Origin of the sequence: Fundicoccus culcitae (assembly GCF_024661895.1) — a bacterium.
GTDB lineage: Bacteria > Bacillota > Bacilli > Lactobacillales > Aerococcaceae > Fundicoccus_A > Fundicoccus_A culcitae.
In genome coordinates, this window is the sequence record NZ_CP102453.1 from 443,800 (window position 1) to 463,188 (window position 19,389).

The 19,389-nt window shown below is 32.6% G+C and carries 18 protein-coding genes and 1 pseudogene; 8 read left to right on the plus strand and 11 right to left on the minus strand.

Translation table 11 applies throughout. The annotated features are described in order from the left end of the window. Positions 1–113 precede the first annotated feature (113 nt). Complete coding sequence (locus NRE15_RS02110; RefSeq protein WP_313793970.1) at positions 114–1,136, plus strand: DNA/RNA non-specific endonuclease; 1,023 nt, start codon at positions 114–116, stop codon at positions 1,134–1,136. Positions 1,137–1,675: 539 nt separating this feature from the next. Here the strand turns inward: NRE15_RS02110 and NRE15_RS02115 are convergent. Both NRE15_RS02115 and NRE15_RS02120 read right to left on the minus strand, forming a co-directional pair. Beyond that, complete coding sequence (locus NRE15_RS02115; RefSeq protein ID WP_313793971.1) at positions 1,676–2,263, minus strand: ATP-binding cassette domain-containing protein; 588 nt, start codon at positions 2,261–2,263, stop codon at positions 1,676–1,678. Next, positions 2,256–3,293, minus strand: coding sequence for a hypothetical protein (locus NRE15_RS02120; RefSeq protein ID WP_313793972.1), 1,038 nt, complete (start codon positions 3,291–3,293; stop codon positions 2,256–2,258). The genes NRE15_RS02115 and NRE15_RS02120 overlap by 8 nt, the downstream gene beginning before the upstream one ends. 230 nt (positions 3,294–3,523) lie before the next feature. On the opposite strand from NRE15_RS02120, the gene istA reads away from it, so the two are divergent. Further along, positions 3,524–5,083: an IS21 family transposase gene (istA, locus tag NRE15_RS02125; protein WP_313793973.1), complete on the plus strand. Its 1,560-nt coding sequence runs from the start codon at positions 3,524–3,526 to the stop codon at positions 5,081–5,083. Continuing rightward, positions 5,061–5,828 carry an ATP-binding protein gene (locus NRE15_RS02130; RefSeq protein ID WP_313793974.1) on the plus strand — a complete coding sequence of 256 codons (768 nt, stop codon included), beginning with the start codon at positions 5,061–5,063 and terminating at the stop codon, positions 5,826–5,828. The genes istA and NRE15_RS02130 overlap by 23 nt, the downstream gene beginning before the upstream one ends. Before the next feature lie 61 nt (positions 5,829–5,889). On the opposite strand, the gene NRE15_RS02135 is transcribed toward NRE15_RS02130, so the two are convergent. Both NRE15_RS02135 and NRE15_RS02140 read right to left on the minus strand, forming a co-directional pair. Beyond that, the gene (locus NRE15_RS02135) at positions 5,890–6,852 is read right to left on the minus strand and encodes a hypothetical protein (protein ID WP_313793975.1); all 963 of its coding nucleotides are present in this window, start codon (positions 6,850–6,852) and stop codon (positions 5,890–5,892) included. A 385-nt stretch (positions 6,853–7,237) separates the two neighbouring features. Beyond that, complete coding sequence (locus NRE15_RS02140; RefSeq protein ID WP_313793976.1) at positions 7,238–8,086, minus strand: helix-turn-helix domain-containing protein; 849 nt, start codon at positions 8,084–8,086, stop codon at positions 7,238–7,240. Between the two features lie 865 nt (positions 8,087–8,951). Between NRE15_RS02140 and NRE15_RS02145 the strand changes: the two genes are divergently transcribed. Both NRE15_RS02145 and NRE15_RS02150 read left to right on the plus strand, forming a co-directional pair. Continuing rightward, positions 8,952–9,596 (plus strand): ATP-binding cassette domain-containing protein, encoded by a 645-nt coding sequence (locus tag NRE15_RS02145; RefSeq protein WP_313793977.1) that lies wholly within the window; start codon positions 8,952–8,954, stop codon positions 9,594–9,596. Further along, positions 9,593–10,768 (plus strand): hypothetical protein, encoded by a 1,176-nt coding sequence (locus NRE15_RS02150; RefSeq protein WP_313793978.1) that lies wholly within the window; start codon positions 9,593–9,595, stop codon positions 10,766–10,768. Before NRE15_RS02145 ends, NRE15_RS02150 begins: the two co-directional genes overlap by 4 nt. 131 nt (positions 10,769–10,899) lie before the next feature. Here the strand turns inward: NRE15_RS02150 and NRE15_RS02155 are convergent, their stop codons facing one another. The 4 genes from NRE15_RS02155 to NRE15_RS02170 all read right to left on the minus strand — a co-directional run bounded on the left by NRE15_RS02155 (position 10,900) and on the right by NRE15_RS02170 (position 14,653). Then, on the minus strand, positions 10,900–12,279 hold the full coding sequence (locus tag NRE15_RS02155) for an alanine/glycine:cation symporter family protein (protein ID WP_313793979.1): 1,380 nt from the start codon (positions 12,277–12,279) through the stop codon (positions 10,900–10,902). 235 nt (positions 12,280–12,514) lie between these two features. Next, positions 12,515–13,180: an amino acid ABC transporter ATP-binding protein gene (locus NRE15_RS02160; RefSeq protein ID WP_313793980.1), complete on the minus strand. Its 666-nt coding sequence runs from the start codon at positions 13,178–13,180 to the stop codon at positions 12,515–12,517. 11 nt (positions 13,181–13,191) lie between these two features. After that, positions 13,192–13,827 carry an amino acid ABC transporter permease gene (locus tag NRE15_RS02165; protein ID WP_313793981.1) on the minus strand — a complete coding sequence of 212 codons (636 nt, stop codon included), beginning with the start codon at positions 13,825–13,827 and terminating at the stop codon, positions 13,192–13,194. A 31-nt stretch (positions 13,828–13,858) separates the two neighbouring features. Next, positions 13,859–14,653, minus strand: coding sequence for an amino acid ABC transporter substrate-binding protein (locus NRE15_RS02170; protein WP_313793982.1), 795 nt, complete (start codon positions 14,651–14,653; stop codon positions 13,859–13,861). A gap of 549 nt (positions 14,654–15,202) precedes the next feature. Here NRE15_RS02170 and NRE15_RS02175 point away from each other — a divergent pair. After that, the gene (locus NRE15_RS02175; protein WP_313793983.1) at positions 15,203–15,568 is read left to right on the plus strand and encodes a BlaI/MecI/CopY family transcriptional regulator; all 366 of its coding nucleotides are present in this window, start codon (positions 15,203–15,205) and stop codon (positions 15,566–15,568) included. A 460-nt stretch (positions 15,569–16,028) separates the two neighbouring features. Here the strand turns inward: NRE15_RS02175 and NRE15_RS02180 are convergent. After that, a pseudogene (locus tag NRE15_RS02180) lies at positions 16,029–16,352 on the minus strand (group II intron maturase-specific domain-containing protein); the annotation flags it as partial. Between the two features lie 86 nt (positions 16,353–16,438). Next, complete coding sequence (ltrA, locus tag NRE15_RS02185) at positions 16,439–17,299, minus strand: group II intron reverse transcriptase/maturase (protein WP_313793305.1); 861 nt, start codon at positions 17,297–17,299, stop codon at positions 16,439–16,441. Positions 17,300–17,818: 519 nt separating this feature from the next. Here ltrA and NRE15_RS02190 point away from each other — a divergent pair. Together NRE15_RS02190 and NRE15_RS02195 are read left to right on the plus strand one after the other, a co-directional pair. Next, entirely contained in the window at positions 17,819–18,571 is a 753-nt protein-coding gene (locus NRE15_RS02190; RefSeq protein ID WP_313793984.1) for a M56 family metallopeptidase, read from the plus strand. Further along, entirely contained in the window at positions 18,564–18,797 is a 234-nt protein-coding gene (locus tag NRE15_RS02195; RefSeq protein ID WP_313793985.1) for a hypothetical protein, read from the plus strand. The genes NRE15_RS02190 and NRE15_RS02195 overlap by 8 nt, the downstream gene beginning before the upstream one ends. A 47-nt stretch (positions 18,798–18,844) precedes the next feature. Here the strand turns inward: NRE15_RS02195 and NRE15_RS02200 are convergent, their stop codons facing one another. Further along, the gene (locus NRE15_RS02200; RefSeq protein ID WP_313793986.1) at positions 18,845–19,249 is read right to left on the minus strand and encodes a universal stress protein; all 405 of its coding nucleotides are present in this window, start codon (positions 19,247–19,249) and stop codon (positions 18,845–18,847) included. Positions 19,250–19,389: the final 140 nt, after the last annotated feature.

The window sequence follows — 19,389 nt, forward strand, 5'->3', positions numbered from 1 at the left end:
AAATATTTATCATTAAATATTTTGTTCACAAACGATTAACTTATTTTACAATTATATAGGAAAGATTGTCTATTATAAGTTAAACAATCGTTTTATAGAAAGAGATGAGTAATGTGAACATATTTAGAAAACTGAACTTAGTGAAGATATTTATTTTGATTAGTTTGTTGTTTCCAACGGTCAGTTCAGTTATGGCACAAGATCAAGTGATTGATAGTGCGGGTTTTTCAGTAACAACACAATTGCCTGAAAAGTCACCTGTTGTTTCTGAAGGGGAATTATACACAGTAATTAATGATAATATTCCTTATTTTACAGATAAGGATTTAACGGATAGTGATCCTTGGATTGAATTTAGTCTTTTAGATGAATATAGACGTGTTGGTGCTGCCAATGCAGTATTAACCAGTGATTTAATGCCGACACAGGTCCGAGAAAATGTGTCAAATATTCAACCAAGTGGTTGGCAGCAAGTCAAATACAACAACCAATACCTTTATAATAGAAGTCATTTAATTGGTTTTCAGTTGATTGGTGATGGGAATCCCGAGTTGAATTTGATGACAGGTACACGGGAGTTTAATGCAGACGGCATGATTCCCTTTGAAAACTTTGTTGCAATGACCATTGAATCAGGTTTAACGGTGAGATATCGTGTGACTCCATTTTATGAAGCTGGGAATGTCTTAGCTAGCGGCGTTTTCATGGAAGGGTTTTCATTAGAGGATAATGGAGAAAGCCTGGAATTTAATATTTATATACCCAATCGGCAATCTGGAATTGCCATTGATTATGGGACTGGCTTAAGTATTGAAGGATCAGAAATTACTCAAACAGTAACTGGAAATTCGGCATATAAACCGACAGAAACAACTCTGTATTATTCATATAATCGTGATGGTAGTTTAAATGCAGATGAACCAACAGCCACTCAATCATTAGTATCTGAACCTCAAACAGTTGAAGAACCACCAGTAGCAGCTACATATATTGTAAATACCAACACGGGTAAATTCCATTATGCCGATTGTTCAAGTGTCAATGATATGGCTGAACATAATAAAATGCCAATGAACGATTATGATCAAATTATTAGCATGGGATATGTGCCGTGTAAAAGATGTAATCCGAGATAAATAATCCATTTAAAAAATATCACCGTTTTAAAGTTCATTTCGTGGATTAGTATCCACAAAGTCATTTGAAATGAGCTTAGAAACAGTGATATTTATTTGGTAGTTTTTTAGTTTGAGTTCTTTTTAATATAAAAATAATATAATATATATTATGTAAACCCAAATATACAAGAATAAATATTCATAAATTAAGATAATGACTTGTCATTGTCTTAATCCGCTCTCTTCTCTCATTTAAGATCGAAGGTCTTTGCGTATCCATTATCGCTCCTCTAAATGATTTTGATTAACTCATTCAGTATTTTCGCAGTAACATAGCTGATTTCGGCTTATTAGGCGCATTATCTTTCACAGCATAGCAGATAGAATTCTTCAATTTTTAAACCAACATCGACATTTCCAAATCCTAATTCATTCCATTTTAATCATTTCAGGTGTAACTCCAATCATTTACAACAACTTCCGGTGTTAATTTACTGTACAATTGTAACCTCTAATTTTTGGTCCTTATTATAACATCTAAACAATGATAACCCCGCTTATAATTCAATCTGATGCTTGCATTTCTCTTTTACAATTGGATCATGAGAGACTAAAATTATTATTCGATTTGAATACCTTTCCAAAATGAAATCACTTATAAAATCTGAGTAAGATTGATCCAAATTTGAGGTAATTTCATCCCCTAATATAATTGCCTTATCTTGAAAAAGTGCTCGTAAAATTGCTAATTTTTGTTGTTGGCCACCTGAAAGTTTATTCACTTTCTTTTTTAAAGAAAAATCAATTTGTAATTGAGAGATTAATCTCTCTAATTCTGATTTATTAATTTCAAGTTTATTAAGCTCGAAAGGTAAACAAACATTTTTGTAGCCAGATAAATATGATACTAATTTAAAATCTTGAAAAATAGGTGCAGACTCTTCCTTTATATTACCATTAAATGCAATTTGAACTTTGTGATTCTGTTTAAGTCCCATTAAATATTTCAAGATTGTCGTTTTCCCTGAACCGCTTTTTCCTGTGATAACTGTAGGTTCTCCTAATCTAAATGTATGTGAAAAATTCAAATATTGTTCATCATTAAGCGAAAGATTATTTATTTCGATTGAAATTGTTTCATTCATTGAACTCACTCCCCTCTCGACCCCAGATATTGGATATATTTTTAAATAGATAGGTTAATGAATAAGACAAAAAGATGAGATTTGTGGTTAATGATAAAATAAAAGATAAGTTATTGAATCTTAAATCAAATAAATAGTAGTTTAGCATGACTGAGAATCCTGAACTAAAAAAATATAGTGTGTAAATCAATAAAACCCACATCTTTTGAATGCTATCATAAGATTTTAGCAAGTGAAAACCCACATAAGAAAATTCAGAATTTTTAACTTTCCTTAACAGTAAATTTTGAGATAGAATCAATCCCAAGATAGTTAAGATGATAGTTAAAAAATAAATGTATGAAATAGTTCTAGTGGATGAAATATGTGAATTATATTTAGGATTTAAAAAAATATTGATGTTTAAAAAGTCACCAAACTTGTTCAATTCACTTTTAAGGTGAGTTACTTCATCTAGTGAGGGATTAATTAAGTATAGGTGATTCAAAAATTCATTAAAAGCTTCATCAATTCCATACGCATCCATTAAAAGCAGGTTTAATTCATCTTTATTGATAAAATAGTATATATTATTATATTCGGTCGAATATAAATTTATATATTCTCTATCTTTAAAAGGCATGAATGAATATTCATTATCATTTAATAATGTGATATTGTTAGTTAGTATCCCAAAATCACTATCTGCTAAGTATATTGAACTATACTCATAAGTATTTGTATATATTAGCTGCTGATCAAAAAATTCAGATTCAATTTCTCGAGGTGGTAAAGACATTGAGGAAATATAATTATAATCAGCCAGAATATCAAGTATCTCATTGATTATATCTTTTGAGAAAGGTTCTGAATTGACTGAACTCAAATAATAAGAATTTGAAGTAATTTGTAAATCAGTGAAATCACTGACATGTTCAAAAAAAAGAGTGCCATATAATACATTAGAAGACAACAAGAAAAATAAAAAAATGAAAAGCATGATAAAATACCGCGAGTTTTCTTTTATAATTCCAGTAAATATTCTAAACAAGTAACTTCACCCTCTTCCAAAAATACATTAAAATGATTATTTCGCGCTATCAGAGCACTCAATTCGCATTTGGAGTCCACCTGTGGATAAGTCAAATAATCGTAAAACGAAAATTGAATACGCACTTTAGGACAACTGATTCATGGTTTGAGTCCACTTAAGTTCCTGCTTTATGTATAGTTAAATTGGAAGTTTTATTACTTCCAAAATACATAAGGGAGGATATTTTTATGTCCAGAAAAATACCTGTAAAGGTAATCATGCTGTATCGAGATCAAGGTTTATCTCGAAATATGATTGCTAAGTCACAAAATATCAGTCGCAATTCAGTCAGTCAAGTGTTTCAAAGGGCTAGTCAACTAAATGTGTCTTTTCAAGACATCGAATCAATGTCTGAGAATCAAGTCTATCGTCTTTTTTTCCCAGATCGTTATCAATCGGAAGTAATGTATGCGCATCCAAATTACGAAGTGATTCATAAAGAATTACAGAAAGTTGGTGTCACTTTAAAACTTTTATGGCAAGAGTATACCGATAATTGTCGAAAATCGAACGAAATAGCTGTTGGCTATACAAAATTTTGTGAAGATTATCAAAAATATATCGATCAATATCGATTAACGAATCACTTAGTACATAAACCAGGTGTTAGTGTACAAGTTGATTGGAGCGGCTCTCATTTGAAGCTAATAGATAGTAATACAGGGGAAATTACACCTGTATATCTGTTTGTTGGTACGTTACCTTACAGTCAAATGACCTATGTTGAGCCTACTTTAGACACGAAAAGTGATACTTGGTTAAAGTGTCATGTAAATATGTTTAGTTTTTTAGGTGGTAGTCCAATAAAGCTCGTTTGTGACAACTTAAAAACGGGCGTGATTACACATCCAAAAGAAGGTGATATTGTTCTGAATCATCAATATGAAATGCTTGCCAATCACTATGTCATGGCCATTATGCCGACAAAAATTAGGAAGCCAAAACAAAAAGCAGCTGTGGAAGGGGCGGTTGGTAAAATAGCGACAGCTATTATCGCTACCTTACGCCACCAAGTTTTCCACTCGTTTCCAGAATTAAAAATAGCCGTAAGAGAAAAGTTAGATGACTATAACGCTAAACCATTTCAAACAAGGGAGGGTAGTAGAAAGCTCATTTTTGATAATAATGAAAAAGATAAATTAAGATCTCTACCAGTCGTTCCATTCGAAATTGCTGAATGGGTCTATGGACGTAAAGTAAGATATGATTGTCATATTGTTTTTCAAAAGAACTACTATTCTTGCCCCTACCAATATATAAGAAAAAGTGTTGATTTAAAGGTAACAGATCAAATGGTTGAAATTTATTATCAACAAGAACGCATTGCTAGTCATCTTCGTTTTCCAATGTATAGAGAGTATGCTTATTCAACCCAAGTTGAACATACACCTGATTATTTTAATCAGCCGGAGTGGAATGACCAAAGAATTCTACGCTGGGCTCATAGTATTGGTCCTTGCACCTATAAAGTGATTCAACGAATCTTTGAAAGTGTACAAATTAAAGAACAAGGCTATCAATCCTGTTTATCCGTTTTAAACTTGACGAAGAAATACTCAAAAGAACATCTTGAGATTGCTTGTCAAATTGCTTTAGACAAAATTCATTCTCCGAGATATCGCCAACTGAATTCAATTTTATCAAGTAAAGTGAATAAAGGTTTCTTTGAACAACAAACGAATCAACAACCGTCAAATATAGGGTACCTAAGAGGTCCAGAATATTATGGAGGGAACCAAAATGATTAATGCTGAAACAATACGTAAACTAAGACAATTAGATTTAGATGGATTTGTAGATGCCTTAGAAATGCAGGAAATGAACATAAGCGCGCTTCAACTCACATTTGATGAAAGAATACAGTTAGCGACAGATTCGCTTTATCAAGAGAAATATAACCATCGCGTTCAAGGTTTGATTAATCGGGCGAAACTTCGCTTTTCTGATGCTGATTTAGCTACTATCTATTATGAAAAACGGGACATTAATCGCGAAATTTTACAAGAATTAGGTCGTTGTAATTTTATCCATCAACAATTAGATGTAATTATGCAAGGATTTACGGGTTCAGGTAAAACATTTCTTGGGTGTGCTTTAGGTAAAGAAGCCTGTAAAAAAGAAATCCGAACACGGTACATTCGATTACCAGATTTATTAATCGAGCGGGACGAGGCGACTTTGAAAGACAAAGGAATAACAAATTTATTGAGAAAATATTCGAACTATGGACTACTAATCTTAGATGAATGGCTTCTCGATGACCTTGTAGAAGATGATCTGAAATTCATTTTCGAACTTGTCGAACGTCGCCACGACACTCACTCTACTATCTATTGTACACAATTTCGTAGAGGAGATTGGCATCAAAGATTAGGCGGGAGTGTTCATGCCGATGCTATAATGGACCGAATTGTTCATAGAGCGATTTGGTTTGAAACAGGTACAATGAATATGCGAGAGAAATTAGGTCAAAATAAAGAAGTTGAAAAATAAAACAATCGCCACGCTTTATGCGTGGCTTTTTAAGTGGACTCCAAATGCGAATAGGCTGCTCTCAAATGGCTATCGATTGCTCCGAACTAGCGTATAGGTGGGTCTGAAGCCGCGGAATAATCATTAAAATTCCTTTAGACCATAATCGAAACCAAATTCCAGTATAAAATGTGAAAATAATGGCATAGACTATATTAGTAAAAAAACAAATTATTAGGAACATCACTATAAGAATTATATTTGGAAGATGAGTGTCTAAGTTAATTAGATTCTTATAACATGCACTAAAATTGCTAAATATAATATATTGACTAAGACATTCTCTAATCGACATCACATAAAAAATCAAAGGGAAGAATATAAAAATTTGAACTAAAGAACCAAAGGTGATAAGTAATTGACTAATTATTGGACGATTTTTAACATATGGTACTTTAAACTTAACATCCATCTTATTGAGCTCACTACTGTCTGTCTTTATAGAGAACTGGCTATGAATTATATCTCTTGTATTATTTGTTGGGTTTATTAAAAATAATGAATAGGTTTTCGAAAAATCTAATTTTCCAATGGGGAGTATTATTTCGATATTCGGAATTCCTAAGAAGTAATCTTTAAGAAAAAATCCAACAGCTTCATATCGTTCGTTCTGAATATCAATATCTTCAAAATCTTTTTCATTAATATATGGATCTACTCCCCGCAAAAGGACATTCTGGTTCGATTTAACCTCTTGTTTACTAAAACTTCTGCCAATTATCATTGACTTTTGTACTAAAACATCAGCATCATATAGATATGCCGTTTTTTCTGAAGAATTGAGAATAACTAATGTTCCAGAGGTCATTTCTTCAACTATGTTGTCTACTTGATGTTGGTTAATCTTTTCTTCTTTGGTTATAATATAAGCGTTATCAATGAATAAATTTAACTCAACTAGATTCATTTCAAACATTATACATGCTATAAATACATTGGTAAGCGTATACAATATAAATATAATAAAGGGAGTTTTAGTTTTCATACACATACCTCTTATTTTTCTAAAATTTCATATCCAGCTACTTCAAATGTATTTTCGATACTCCACTCAAAATCATGACTTCTACTTATTGGCCAAGCATTAGCTGGCGCTACGTTAAAGTTATAATAGAATTGAGTTGGCGGAGCGCTAAGATCCCATGTGTCCCAAACAGTAGTACTATTGGAATGTATTCTTCTCTATTTTATAAACTCCCTTTAATATATATACAAGCCATAATATGATGATTGACTATTTACTTATAGTAAGTTTTCAGCAATCAATTAATTGTTAGACAAATTCTATTTAAACATATTAGTAAACAATCAATATCATGTAATAATTATAATATAATCGGAAATTTATTTAGATTGATGTTAAATATACTTTAACTCAAATAAGATTCCATCTTTTGTTTATGTACTATAGCATTTGTATTATCTCCCATTTTATACATAAAATGGATTGCTTCCTCCATCTTAGTTAAGCCTTCGCTTTTTTTACCAGTTTTCAACAAATATACTCCATATAAGTAATTAATTTTATTAACTTCATAGTATAAATCAGTTTCTTCAAGATTTTTTTTTATTATTTGAATAACATCAAAAGCATTTGGAAAATCGTTTTTATCCAATAAATTAATAACAATATTAAATCCAATGCGACTAATAATTTGAATATATTGTTTTTTATCTGTAACCTTTGCAATGTTTTTGCCAGCAATATGATAAAGTTGAATTATTTTTTCAGCAGAAAGAAAAATCACACAATTTCCAAATAAATTACATTCATAAATACCCCATTGATCGACACTATACAAATACTGGTATAATTTCTTAATTTGTTGCTCATTAATAGGTGATTTTAAGCAATAGTTCTTATATTGTTCAAGCAATATAATATTATGCCTGTGTCGCATATTTTTATTTTTTGAGTAATATCTTTTTTCTTTTTCTATAGTTAATTCAAACAAGAATATATCTTCTGATTTAAGAATAGTGAACAAATTTTCATTAAAATCACTTTGCGAATCAACTTCCGGATTTATTAATAATTGATACAACTCGGATTCACTTATATTTAATCTCTCTATTATTCTTGAAAATTTTTTCACAGTTATATCAGATTTATTATTTTCGACACTTGATAAAAAGGGAACTGAAGCGATACCGTTAACTGTTTCTTGAAGAGTTAAATTTCGTGATTTTCTAATTTGTCTTAATTTATGGCCTATCATAAATAAAAAATCTCCTTTAATGTATATTTAAATATTAATCATGAGCTTTGTTAATTTAGTTATGATTAACTAAGTTGACAATATGAATGCAGAAAAGGTGAGTAACAATGAAAAACATTAACAAATTACTTAAAGTTGTTTGTATAGTTTTTATATTTATATTTCAAAAAAATATTGAATTCGACAATTGCTTACAAGTATCATTTAGAAAAGCGCTATCACCTAATGAAATAATAGAAATAATAAATATCAAATAACTAATAAATTAGACCCCTGAATGTCAGCTTAAATTTACTTAATATTTAAGGAGTTAGAATAATGAATAAAAAACACAAAAGCATAAAAATGATTTTTTTGTGATTAGCAGCATAATACTATTATCAATATTATCGATAACTACAGTATCAGCTAAAATTGTTCCTTATTTTTTTATTTCTCATGAAAATAAATTTACTGGTGCATTTACACAAATTGCTGAGTACACTAGGGAAGTTCCAGATAATTACTACGTAAGTTATACAACATACAATTCTTATAGTGGAGGTTGGAATTATTGGGTTCATGAAACATACCTACATTATACGTTAAATGGTAAATAAATATCAGGATTAACATTCATTATGACCGATTGATGTGTTACTATTATTATAGATAACGTACATTAGCCAAACATAAGATATCAAATATCTATTGCATAGATTATTGTCAACTGAATTTTTTATTACTCCTCGTATAATAATGATTGATATTAGTATTAATCAATTTCCCTGATCATATCTTGAGTAAGCTCAATATTACCTAAGTTTTTTTTACCTCATTGCCATTTATACTTACCTACATAAAATAATTAATTTTGGAGAGCAGTATGCTAATAATTAATACCTTAGATTTAAAAACCGATTTCCCCCTAGTTAACAATATAAGCTTTTCACTTGAACCAAGATCAATTGTTGGATTGGTTGGGCCTAATGGTAGTGGAAAATCAACCTTAATGAGAACAATCGCAGGATTAAGGAACGAAAAAAATGGATTTGCTCAGCTTAAACAAAAAAATCATGATTTAACTCCCATTGAAACTAAAAGCAAGATTTTTTATTTTGAGTCTACTAATTGGTTTAATAGCGCATTATCGGGAATGGATTATTTATACTTAATCAATGAAATCTGGCATACTGATAGATATTTAATTGATGAAATAATCAATCACTGGCAACTAAATTCTTTCATACACAAACCGATAAGTAAATATTCTTTAGGCATGAAACAAAAAACATTGCTATCACTTTACCATGTCTCAAATGCTGATTACTTTTTATTCGATGAGCCTACCCTTGCCCTTGATAAAGATAGTGCTGAAAAATTCAAAATCTATCTAATAAGGCAAAAAGAAAAAGGTAAATGCATTTTTTTCTCCGCTCATGAAAATGAAGATTTCTTCAAAATATGCGATAAGATCTATGCAATATATGAACAAAATCTTATACAACTTTCCATGGGAGGTTCTAAATGAGTTATGTAAAATATGTATTTAAACTTAGTTTTAAAAATAAACTAAATTTTATTCCAATACTATTACCTATCATTATAATATTATTTTTTGCTATTATGAATTCAAACGCCAGTGAAAATACCAGTTATATAAATTCCATTAACCAAGAAGTTCAAATTATGAGTAACTTATACTCTGATTATCAGAATTTATTAGAGAATGAAACGCTCTCAGAAGAAGACTTTGAAGGCATATCAATAGCAGCTGATAACTTAAGGGATAATTTAAATTTAAGTAACCAATCCATTGAATACGCAAAAAATGGTAATTGGACAGAATCATTGACTTTACAACTTCAATTACTTCAAGATAATGTATTATCGAATATTGAGAATGGTAGTTCCGTTTATGATGAATCGTATGTTAGGAGTATGTATAATCGAAAAGCTACCTATGAAATCTTAGCCGAGAATAATATTGAACCAGAATTTTCTGGAATTGAAATCAAAGGATTCACTTTTACTTTTCGAATGATGGATATTCTATTTCCAGCAATTTTAACAACATGTTTAATAGCATTATTGAGTAATATTTTTGGTGGAAATTTAGTTGATCGAATGGACATCGAAGACATGTTCCCAGTTAATCAAGTAAAATGGCAAATCTCAAAGATATTATTATGCTTTTTTATCTGTTTTATTTTATGTATGATTTGGTATGGAGTTTCTTTACTAGTGTCTACTTTACTAAATGGACCTGGTTCATTAAATTATCCAATAAATATCTTTTCTGATTCTTATATAGATACCTTACCTTTAAGTTTAGTTATTAGCAAGACTATTATATTACAAATTTTATCCATCTTATTTTTAGTAAGCACGGTTTACTTAATTTCAATATTGGTTAAAAATCAACTATCTACCTTGTTTATTTCAACGGTTTTACTTGTAGGTCCGATTTTACTAACTGGCAATATAGCTCCTTTAAGTCATATACTGCATTTATTACCTACCACTTATTTCAATGCCACTCGAGTCATTACCAACCAATTAGCTTTTGAAAATAATAATGTAAATATCTCATTTTATACTGGGATTTATGTATTATTATTATCCTCAATTATTATGTTACTTGCCATTCTGATTCTAAAGAAATACCATGAGACAAATCAATTGTTTCATAAAGCAAACTAATTCAACCAAGGAATGATCCGATGGTAAAAAAGAAGACTGAACACACTTTTCACTAAAAAGTGTGTTCAGTCTTCTTTACTACCTATAGTTATAAATTTCCATTCCACTAAGATAAGTGTAAGTAGTACGCTTTAAGTAACAATATTTTTCTCATATTCCCATATCGGCTCTTCTACTCCATGCTTAATTTGATCGAAATAATCATCATAAGCATACTTTACGTACTTAAACAACCTTAGTACTGCTATCACATTGATTAAAATAATGATACCTACAAACAAATCGACAGCAGCCCAAATCACATCTAATTGAACCGCACTACCAACAATCAATAGGATAGCCAAAATAATGCGATAGATATTGATTGGAATGCGATCGTTTTCTTGAAAAATATTCGTTAAACTTGCTTCAGCGTAATGGATATCGGCAATCAATGCCGTAAAACCAAATGATAAGATCATAATAAATACCACCCAACTACCAAAAGGTCCAATAGCAATCTTAAAAGCAGCTTGAAGTAAAAGTATGCCATCTAAGCCTGTTTCAAGAACACCGGTCATAAGTATCGCTAAAGCAGTTAAGGTACATACAATAATCGTAGTGATGAATGTTCCCATCATGCCTAACAATCCTTGTTGTATAGGATGCTTTACATCAGCTGAAGCATGCATAATGGCTACCACTCCATTACCAGCATCATTGGAAAACATCCCCCGAGCTACACCATTTCTAAAAGCTTGCACAATTGTCCATCCTGCAGCACCACCAATAGCAGATCTAAAATTAAAAGCACTTGAAATTATCATTTGAAAGATTGCAGGAATGTGTTGAAAATTTGTTACAAGAATAAAAGCAACAATCAAAAAATACAAAATAACCATAACAGGAACAATCAATGATGCAACTTCGGTTAATCGCTTCATACCACCCACAATAACAAAAAAAGCCAAAATGGTAACAATAATTCCTGGTACTATAGGATGGATATCTACAACACCTGTAAAAGCATTTGCGATTGAATGAGTCTGTAAAGATGCTATGGCTAATCCAATTCCCAGCACATAAAGAATAGAAATAATTACTGCTAGCGGCCGATTACCAAGACCTTTTTGAATATAGTAAGCTGGTCCCCCTGTTAATTCACCATGGGGATCTTTTTCTCGAAACAATTGTCCTAGAACTATTTCTGAAAAAGAGATGGTCATACCAAATAAAGCCGTCATCCACATCCAAAAGATGGCACCTGGTCCACCAGTAACTAAGGCACTAGCTACACCGACTAAACTCCCTGTTCCTAATTGACCACCTAAAGCTGCCATCAGCGTTCCGAAAGCTGAAACACCCTCTTCTTCATTTGGTGCCATACTTTTTCTCATCACGTTGACAGCCTGACCGAAATGTTTTATCTGTGGAAATCCTAATTTAATCGAACAAATCAGTCCGATACCTAATAGCAAATACCCAATAACATTTGACCATAACCAATCGACAATGGCATAGATCCCCTCCATTGCACACCTCCAAATCACAAATAACAATAAAACTATCATAGCCATTTAGAAACCAATTTACAATAGTATAGTGAAATGCATATATATAAACAAAATAGCAATTATTTAGCGAAAAAAACATAGGGATTTTTTATCTATAGTGTTAAGGACGAGCCGAGATGCTATAGCACTATGCTCCTGGCGGTTTCACTATAATTATAAATTCCCCATGTTCTTAGTGCTAGTATTTATTTTTCTACACGAAATCCACTGACTCAACCACTTTTGCTTGATTTCCTAACAGTTCAACTAACGTCCGATCGTGTGTAATAATCAGTATCATCATCCCTTGAGCTTTTAGTTGCAAAATTAATTCTGCCACTTTAGAAACCGTTTTATCGTCCAAAGCAGACGTGGGTTCATCAAAACATAGTAAACTAGGATTCATCATCATTGCTCGCGCAATGGCTACCCGTTGTTTTTGCCCTCCCGATAATTGATAAGGCTTAACATCTTCTTTACCTTCAATCCCCATTTGATTTAACAATGATTTAGCTTTTTCAAGCAAGTTGTCTCGGCTGTCATATTTATTTGAAAGAGGAGCTAATAAAAGATTTTCTAGTACAGTTAAGTTTGGAAAAAGTTGATAATCTTGGAAAACTAAGCCAATCTTTTGTTGGTATTCTTTAATCGTGGCTGCAGATTGATATTGGCCATCTTTAACCAAAAACGTCCCATCTAATTCAATCGAACCTTCGTCAACAGTTTCCAAATTATTGATCATTCTTAAAAGTGTCGTCTTCCCACTCCCTGACTCACCTAATACAATCGTAATTTCATCACTCGTTACGGAAAAATCATACTGATTGATTATTTGATTTTTTCCAAATTTCTTTGAAAGCTTACTAACTTTTAAACTCATTTGATTTCTCCTTAATCTGCAATTTTTTGTTCGATTTTACGTAAGACCCAGGTTGTAATACCGGTAAAAACTAAATAAATAATCCCAACATAAACAAAGGGTAGTAAACTGGCTGATTGATTAGCTAACGTACGACCGGTTTTTAACAATTCATCTAAGCCAAGAATATAAATTAAAGATGTATCCTTGATTAAACTGATGACTTCATTGCCAACCGATGGCATAACGATTTGCCATAATTGCGGTAAGATCACGCGATAAAGTCCCGTCCAACGATTAATAGATAAGACTTTGAGAGACTCATATTGTCCAGCAGGAATGGCATTTAAGCCACCACGGAAAATTTCTACAAAATAAGCAGCATAATTGACAATAAGCGTAATTAAAGCTGACTCAAATCGACCTAACACAATCCCCACGTAAGGTAATCCGAAAAACACAAACATCATTTGTAACAGTAAAGGTGTTCCACGAAATAGATAGACATATGCCCTAATGATTTTTTTCCCCCATTGAGGCATTCGTTGTTCAGCCAACGCTAGCACTAAAGCTAATGGGATACTCCCAATTAATGTTAAAATAAAAAATTGAAAAGTAGTTTTAAACCCTTCCAGTAAAGGGATAAACATGGATAATGATTCAATCATTCTGGCACACCCTTCCTAAATCTCCCAATTATTATTCAGCTTCAATTTCACTAAACCAGTTAGACTTAATTTCAGCAAATGTTCCGTCATCCATCATGTCCTTAAGTATGGTATTAAACATTTCCACAAATTCAACATCCGATTGACGAAATCCAACCGCATATTCTTCTTCACCAAAATTTTCATCTAACATCCGATAGTTCTCTGCATCTCCACTTTGTTCTAAATAATAACTTGCCATAGTTTCGTCAACAACAATTGCGTCCACACGGCCATTATTCAAATCACTAAATACTTCTACGAAAGTTGCATAGGTAATCGGTTCATCTGCTAAGCTGCTAACAAAATCTTCTTCAGCAAGGATGGCTTCTAATGAGGCCGATTGTTCTTGAGTAGCTAAAAATTTACCAGCTAAGTCTGCTTTCGAATTAATTTCACTATCAACGGGTACAATAATAACTTGGCGATTTTCAATATATGGATCAGAGAATAGTACGACTTTTTCCCGTTCTTCAGTAATTGAATAACCATTCCAAATCATATCGATATTGCCTGTATTTAATTCTGTCTCTTTCATACTCCAGTCAATCGGCTGAAAAGAGTATTCGACTCCCATACGGTTAAAAACTTCAGCAGCTAATTCTAAGTCAAAGCCAACATATTCTCCTTCGTCATTTTTAAAACCAAACGGAGCAAAAGTATCATCAAATCCAATTACTACCCCTTCATCATTATTAATAACTTTATCACTTTGTGCAGAAACCGTGTTTTGTAACATAAAGAAAGCGGCTAAGATACTAATTAAAACTTTAATCATTTTTTTCATTTTTATTATCCTCACTTCTTATTTTTGATTAATATAAGCAACAGACATGAGACATGGAAACAGACATAAGTAGAAACGAAAAAGACGTCCTTTAATCCCAAATTAATTAGGATTAAAGGACGTCTAAACGTGGTTCCACCTTTTTTCATGATAGTTTCACAACTATCACCTCATTCAGTTATCGATAACTGGAGCTATAACGTAGCAAACGGTAAATATACGATTGGAATTAGGCTGTGTCTTCATAGGCTATTAAGATTTGCTTTTCAGCTACCGCAAACTCTCTGTCATAATAGTACCCTATCTCTTTGTCCTATTCGATTTCAATAGATATTCACTTAATATAAGAATATGATAAAATACAACGGTAAATTTGTCAACTGTTTTAATCATATTTTAATTTTATTTTGAATAATATCTTTTTCGCAATTCCGTTTACAAATAGTGGAAATGTTGTGTATATGTAATATTTTTTTATTATAAATTCCGCAAAACCATATTCAAATACTTTTTTTAATGCTATAATTAAAACTCAAAGGAGGGTTTTTTATGAAAAAAATTAAAGTAACAAATAAAGAATTAGAAATTTTGCACATCTTATGGAATGCTGGTGAGCCACTAACGGCTAACCAAATGTGTGAAGCCAACCCTGAACTAGTTATGAGTACCGTTCAAACAAATCTTAGAAATTTACAAACTAAGAAACTCATAAAAGTGGCTGATATTGTTCTGATTGGAAAAGCTTTTTCGAGAAGTTATGCACCATTAATGTCTCAAGAAGATTTTATTTTAAATCAATATAAGAATATTAATCTTGAGAACTTAATGACTGGTTTTGTTGGTCAAAATAATTCAATTTCAGATGAAGAAATCAGTAAAATAGAAGCTTTACTAGAAGAGATGCGTAAAAACTAGATTTTGGAGGTGTGTAGATGCTTTTTTCTTTAAACACTTTCATAACCGCTGTTTTATTATCTGCTCCCTTATCCATCATTTTATATTGGATAATGAAAATTTTTAGTAAGCAATCAATCATTAATGCCCGTGTGCTTAATATTATCAGCATCATCTTCTTACTAAGAATTTTTATTCCTGTAGAATTTCCTTATTCTATATCGATCTATTCTACAAAGACGATGCCTTATATTCGTGATTTGCTCCTAAATCCAATTCGAAATAGTCAAATCAATCTATTAAATATTTTGCTTATGATTTGGGTCATCGGTAGCGTCATAAAATTCTTATTGTTTTTAAAAAATTATTACCGTTCCAATAGTCTGATCGAGTAGGAGACTAGTCATTAATTGACTAGTCGACCTCTCACACCACCGTGCGTACGGTTCCGTACACGGCGGTTCAATAACTTAAATATCTTTTATCGCTCATATAAGTAGGTTAGATCCTTCAATCCCCAGATAGCGAGCCTTTTGTTTGTGATGGCTCGGTGTAAAATTTCACTCCGTGAAAGTCTCCAATAAGCCTTACGACTCCCTGCCATCTTGAGCGAATCATCATGGTCTATGCCTAGTCGCCTAAGTTGTGTATACCGAGTGGATACTTTCTTCCATCTTTTCCAGATGAGCTGTCGCAATCGATGATTCAACCAGCTCTGAGTTTCTATCATGAAAGATTTCATAAAACCAATTTTGTAGTAATTTATCCACCCTACAGTCACTCGATTGATTTCTACTACTATATCTTCAAATGACCCAGGTCGATTACGACGAGTTAACTTCTTGAGCTTGGTGCGAAACTTTTGTTTAGCCGACTGACTAGGTCGGCATCCTACTTTCCCGTGCTATTATGAATATGAAACCCCAGGAATTTAGATTGGGTGGGTGTCGTCACTCGGCTTTTTTCCTTATTCACCGTTAGACGTAATTTCCCTTCAATAAAGTCTGTAATACCTTCCATCACACGTTCGCCTGCCCGTCTACTCTTTACATAGATGACAAAATCATCCGCGTATCGAGCGAACTTATGACCTCTACGCTCAAGCTCCCTGTCTAAATGGTGTAAATAGACATTCGCTAGTAACGGAGATAAGGGGCCTCCTTGTGGTGTTCCCATATCCGTTTCAACATAAAAGCCTTGGTCCAGGATGCCTGATTTAAGAAAGTTCCAGATAATTCTTAAAACAACTTTATCCTGAATATAGTATTCAAGATTATTTCTAAGAATTTGATGGTTGATGGTATCGAAATAATTCTTCAAATCACAGTCTACTACTACACGATAACCTTCTTCGTAGTAACTGATGACTCGTGCCACCGCTTGATGAGCGTTGCGACCTTTTCGAAAACCGTAACTAAATTCAGAGAAATGCGGGTCAATTATCGGGTCAATCACTTGAAGTATCGCTTGTTGTACGACTCTATCCCTTACCGTTGGAATACCCAAAAGGCGGACTCCACCGTTAGCTTTGGGTATTTCAACTCGTTTCACAGGTTGTGGTTGATAGGTTCCAGCCTTGAGCTTTCGAACAATGGCTGACCCATAAGTCGCCATATGTTCGTCTAGTTCATTAACCGTCATCCCGTCTACACCGGGTGCTCCCTTATTTTTGCGAACTTTAGCGATAGCTTGTTCCATGTTTGTTTGACTGACTACTTGGTCAATCAGTAAGATATCATTTTGTTTATTCATATCTGTGCTACGACACCTCCGCACTCCTACATATCTTTTTGCTTCCAGCATATCCTTCTGTAGGCAGCCATCTCTTCGAACTTAATCACGATGTTGTCTGCGTTATCGGTGACGTATCCACCTCCTTGATTTTCAAAATTGTTATTGTTCTGTCCTTCCTAGCTATAGGCTAGTACTATGACGTCTGCTGACTTCTCATCATTCGTTGTTACTACGATTAACTATCGTTGATGAGACCTCCCCGGGTAAGAATGACAACCTTCCACTCATGTCACTGCTTCATCTACTGTATGGGATTCGTGCAGTATTGGACTTTACTTTGTAAGGCAAGCTCGTCCGTCCCTGTTCAGCCTTAATATGAAGTTTCTGTTCGTCAGTGCGAGTGTTTGCCTCCGGCTTCCTTCAGATTCCACCTCACGATGGACACCCTTGCCTTTAGCTAACAGTTCCTACTGCCAAGCCTGTAGTGGACTTTCACCACCAAGTTGTCACCCATGCCGGGCGCACCTTAAATCATCCTTGTTAGATAATAACAAGGATAGTGTTGTATATGATGGTAAAAGGCCTATTCCAATTAAACAATCAAAGCTTATCAGTTCTCCGTGTGTAATTGGAGTATTTAAGCCAACTATTTTGTTACCGGATACGATGTTTACAGATGAAGAATTTCAATTTATTATCGAACACGAACTGCTGCATATTCGAAGACAAGATGTCTTGTTGAAAATAATGTTAGAGATGATGATCATTGTCTATTGGTGGAATCCGATGATTTATCTCTTTAGAAAAAATTTAGCCCATATTCTTGAATTAAATGTTGATGAAACGTTGTTAAAAAACTCCTCGAAAGAAGAGAAAATCGAATATGTTGAGTTACTCTTAAAAGTTCAAAAGAATTCACAACAAATTACCAGCTATGATCCCGTAACTGTCAATTTTTCTTATAATTCAGAAGAAGGTCTTTTACATCGCTCACAAAATATTTTAAAGAGCAAAAAAAAGCAATATTCGACCTTTGTTTTATTAATCATTTCAATCCTTGGTTTTCTGCTAACAACCTCAATTGTTTTTGAATCATTATACTTAGATTCGGAAAAAGTTGAAGGAACGTTTACCATTACTCCATCAAATAGCTATTTTGTTGAAAAAACAGATGGCACTTATGATATTTACCGTAACGATACCTTTTTAATCAATATTGAAAATATTCATCAAGCAGGTTTTGAAGATATCCCAGTTTTTGAATTACCTCAAGGAGAATCTAATGACTAATAAAAAGACCTTACATATTTTAACAATAATATTTTGCTTATTTCTTCTTGTAGTTCCTACAACAACTCAAACCGTCAATGCATCTGAATTTCCAATGGAAGAAACAGTTATTGTGCCATCTGCTGCAAAATATGAATGGCGCTACTCCATTATTAACGGTAAATTATATAAACGCTTGTTTAATTTAACGACCCAACAATGGGCTGGTCAATGGATTCTTGCGTAAACAATTAAAAAAAGCTACTCCTTTAACACAAAGGGGTAGCTTTTTTGTTATTCTCTTCCAATTAGAACGGCACATTTAGCATTCCGAACAACATACTCTGTAATGGAACCTAAGGTCATCTTTGCTATTCTCCCTTTACCCGTTGCCCCCATTACAATTAAATCAATATCCCACTTATCTACTAAAATTTCAGCAATTTGTGTCCGTGGTTCACCGAAAACTATTTCTTTCGTAAGTGATACACCAATTCCATTAGCATATCTTTCTAAGGCAGCAAAAAATGTTTCTCTATTTTCAGCTAACTCTTCCTCATCCTTATTATCTTTTAAAACACGCACTAAATAGACATTACTCTCTAATTTTTTGGCTAAATGTACCCCATTTTTAAACGCATCAATGGATTGTTGCGAACCATCCACTGGTATCAAGATGTTTTTATAAATATTTGTCATAGTTACTCTCTCCTTTCATATTGTAAACGCACACAGCTTTACTTACTTCTATTATAATCTATCTTTAAGTCAAATCATAATTTCACGTTTGATTTTTAAAACTATTCACTTGACAAAGCTTATTTTATATTGTCTAATAT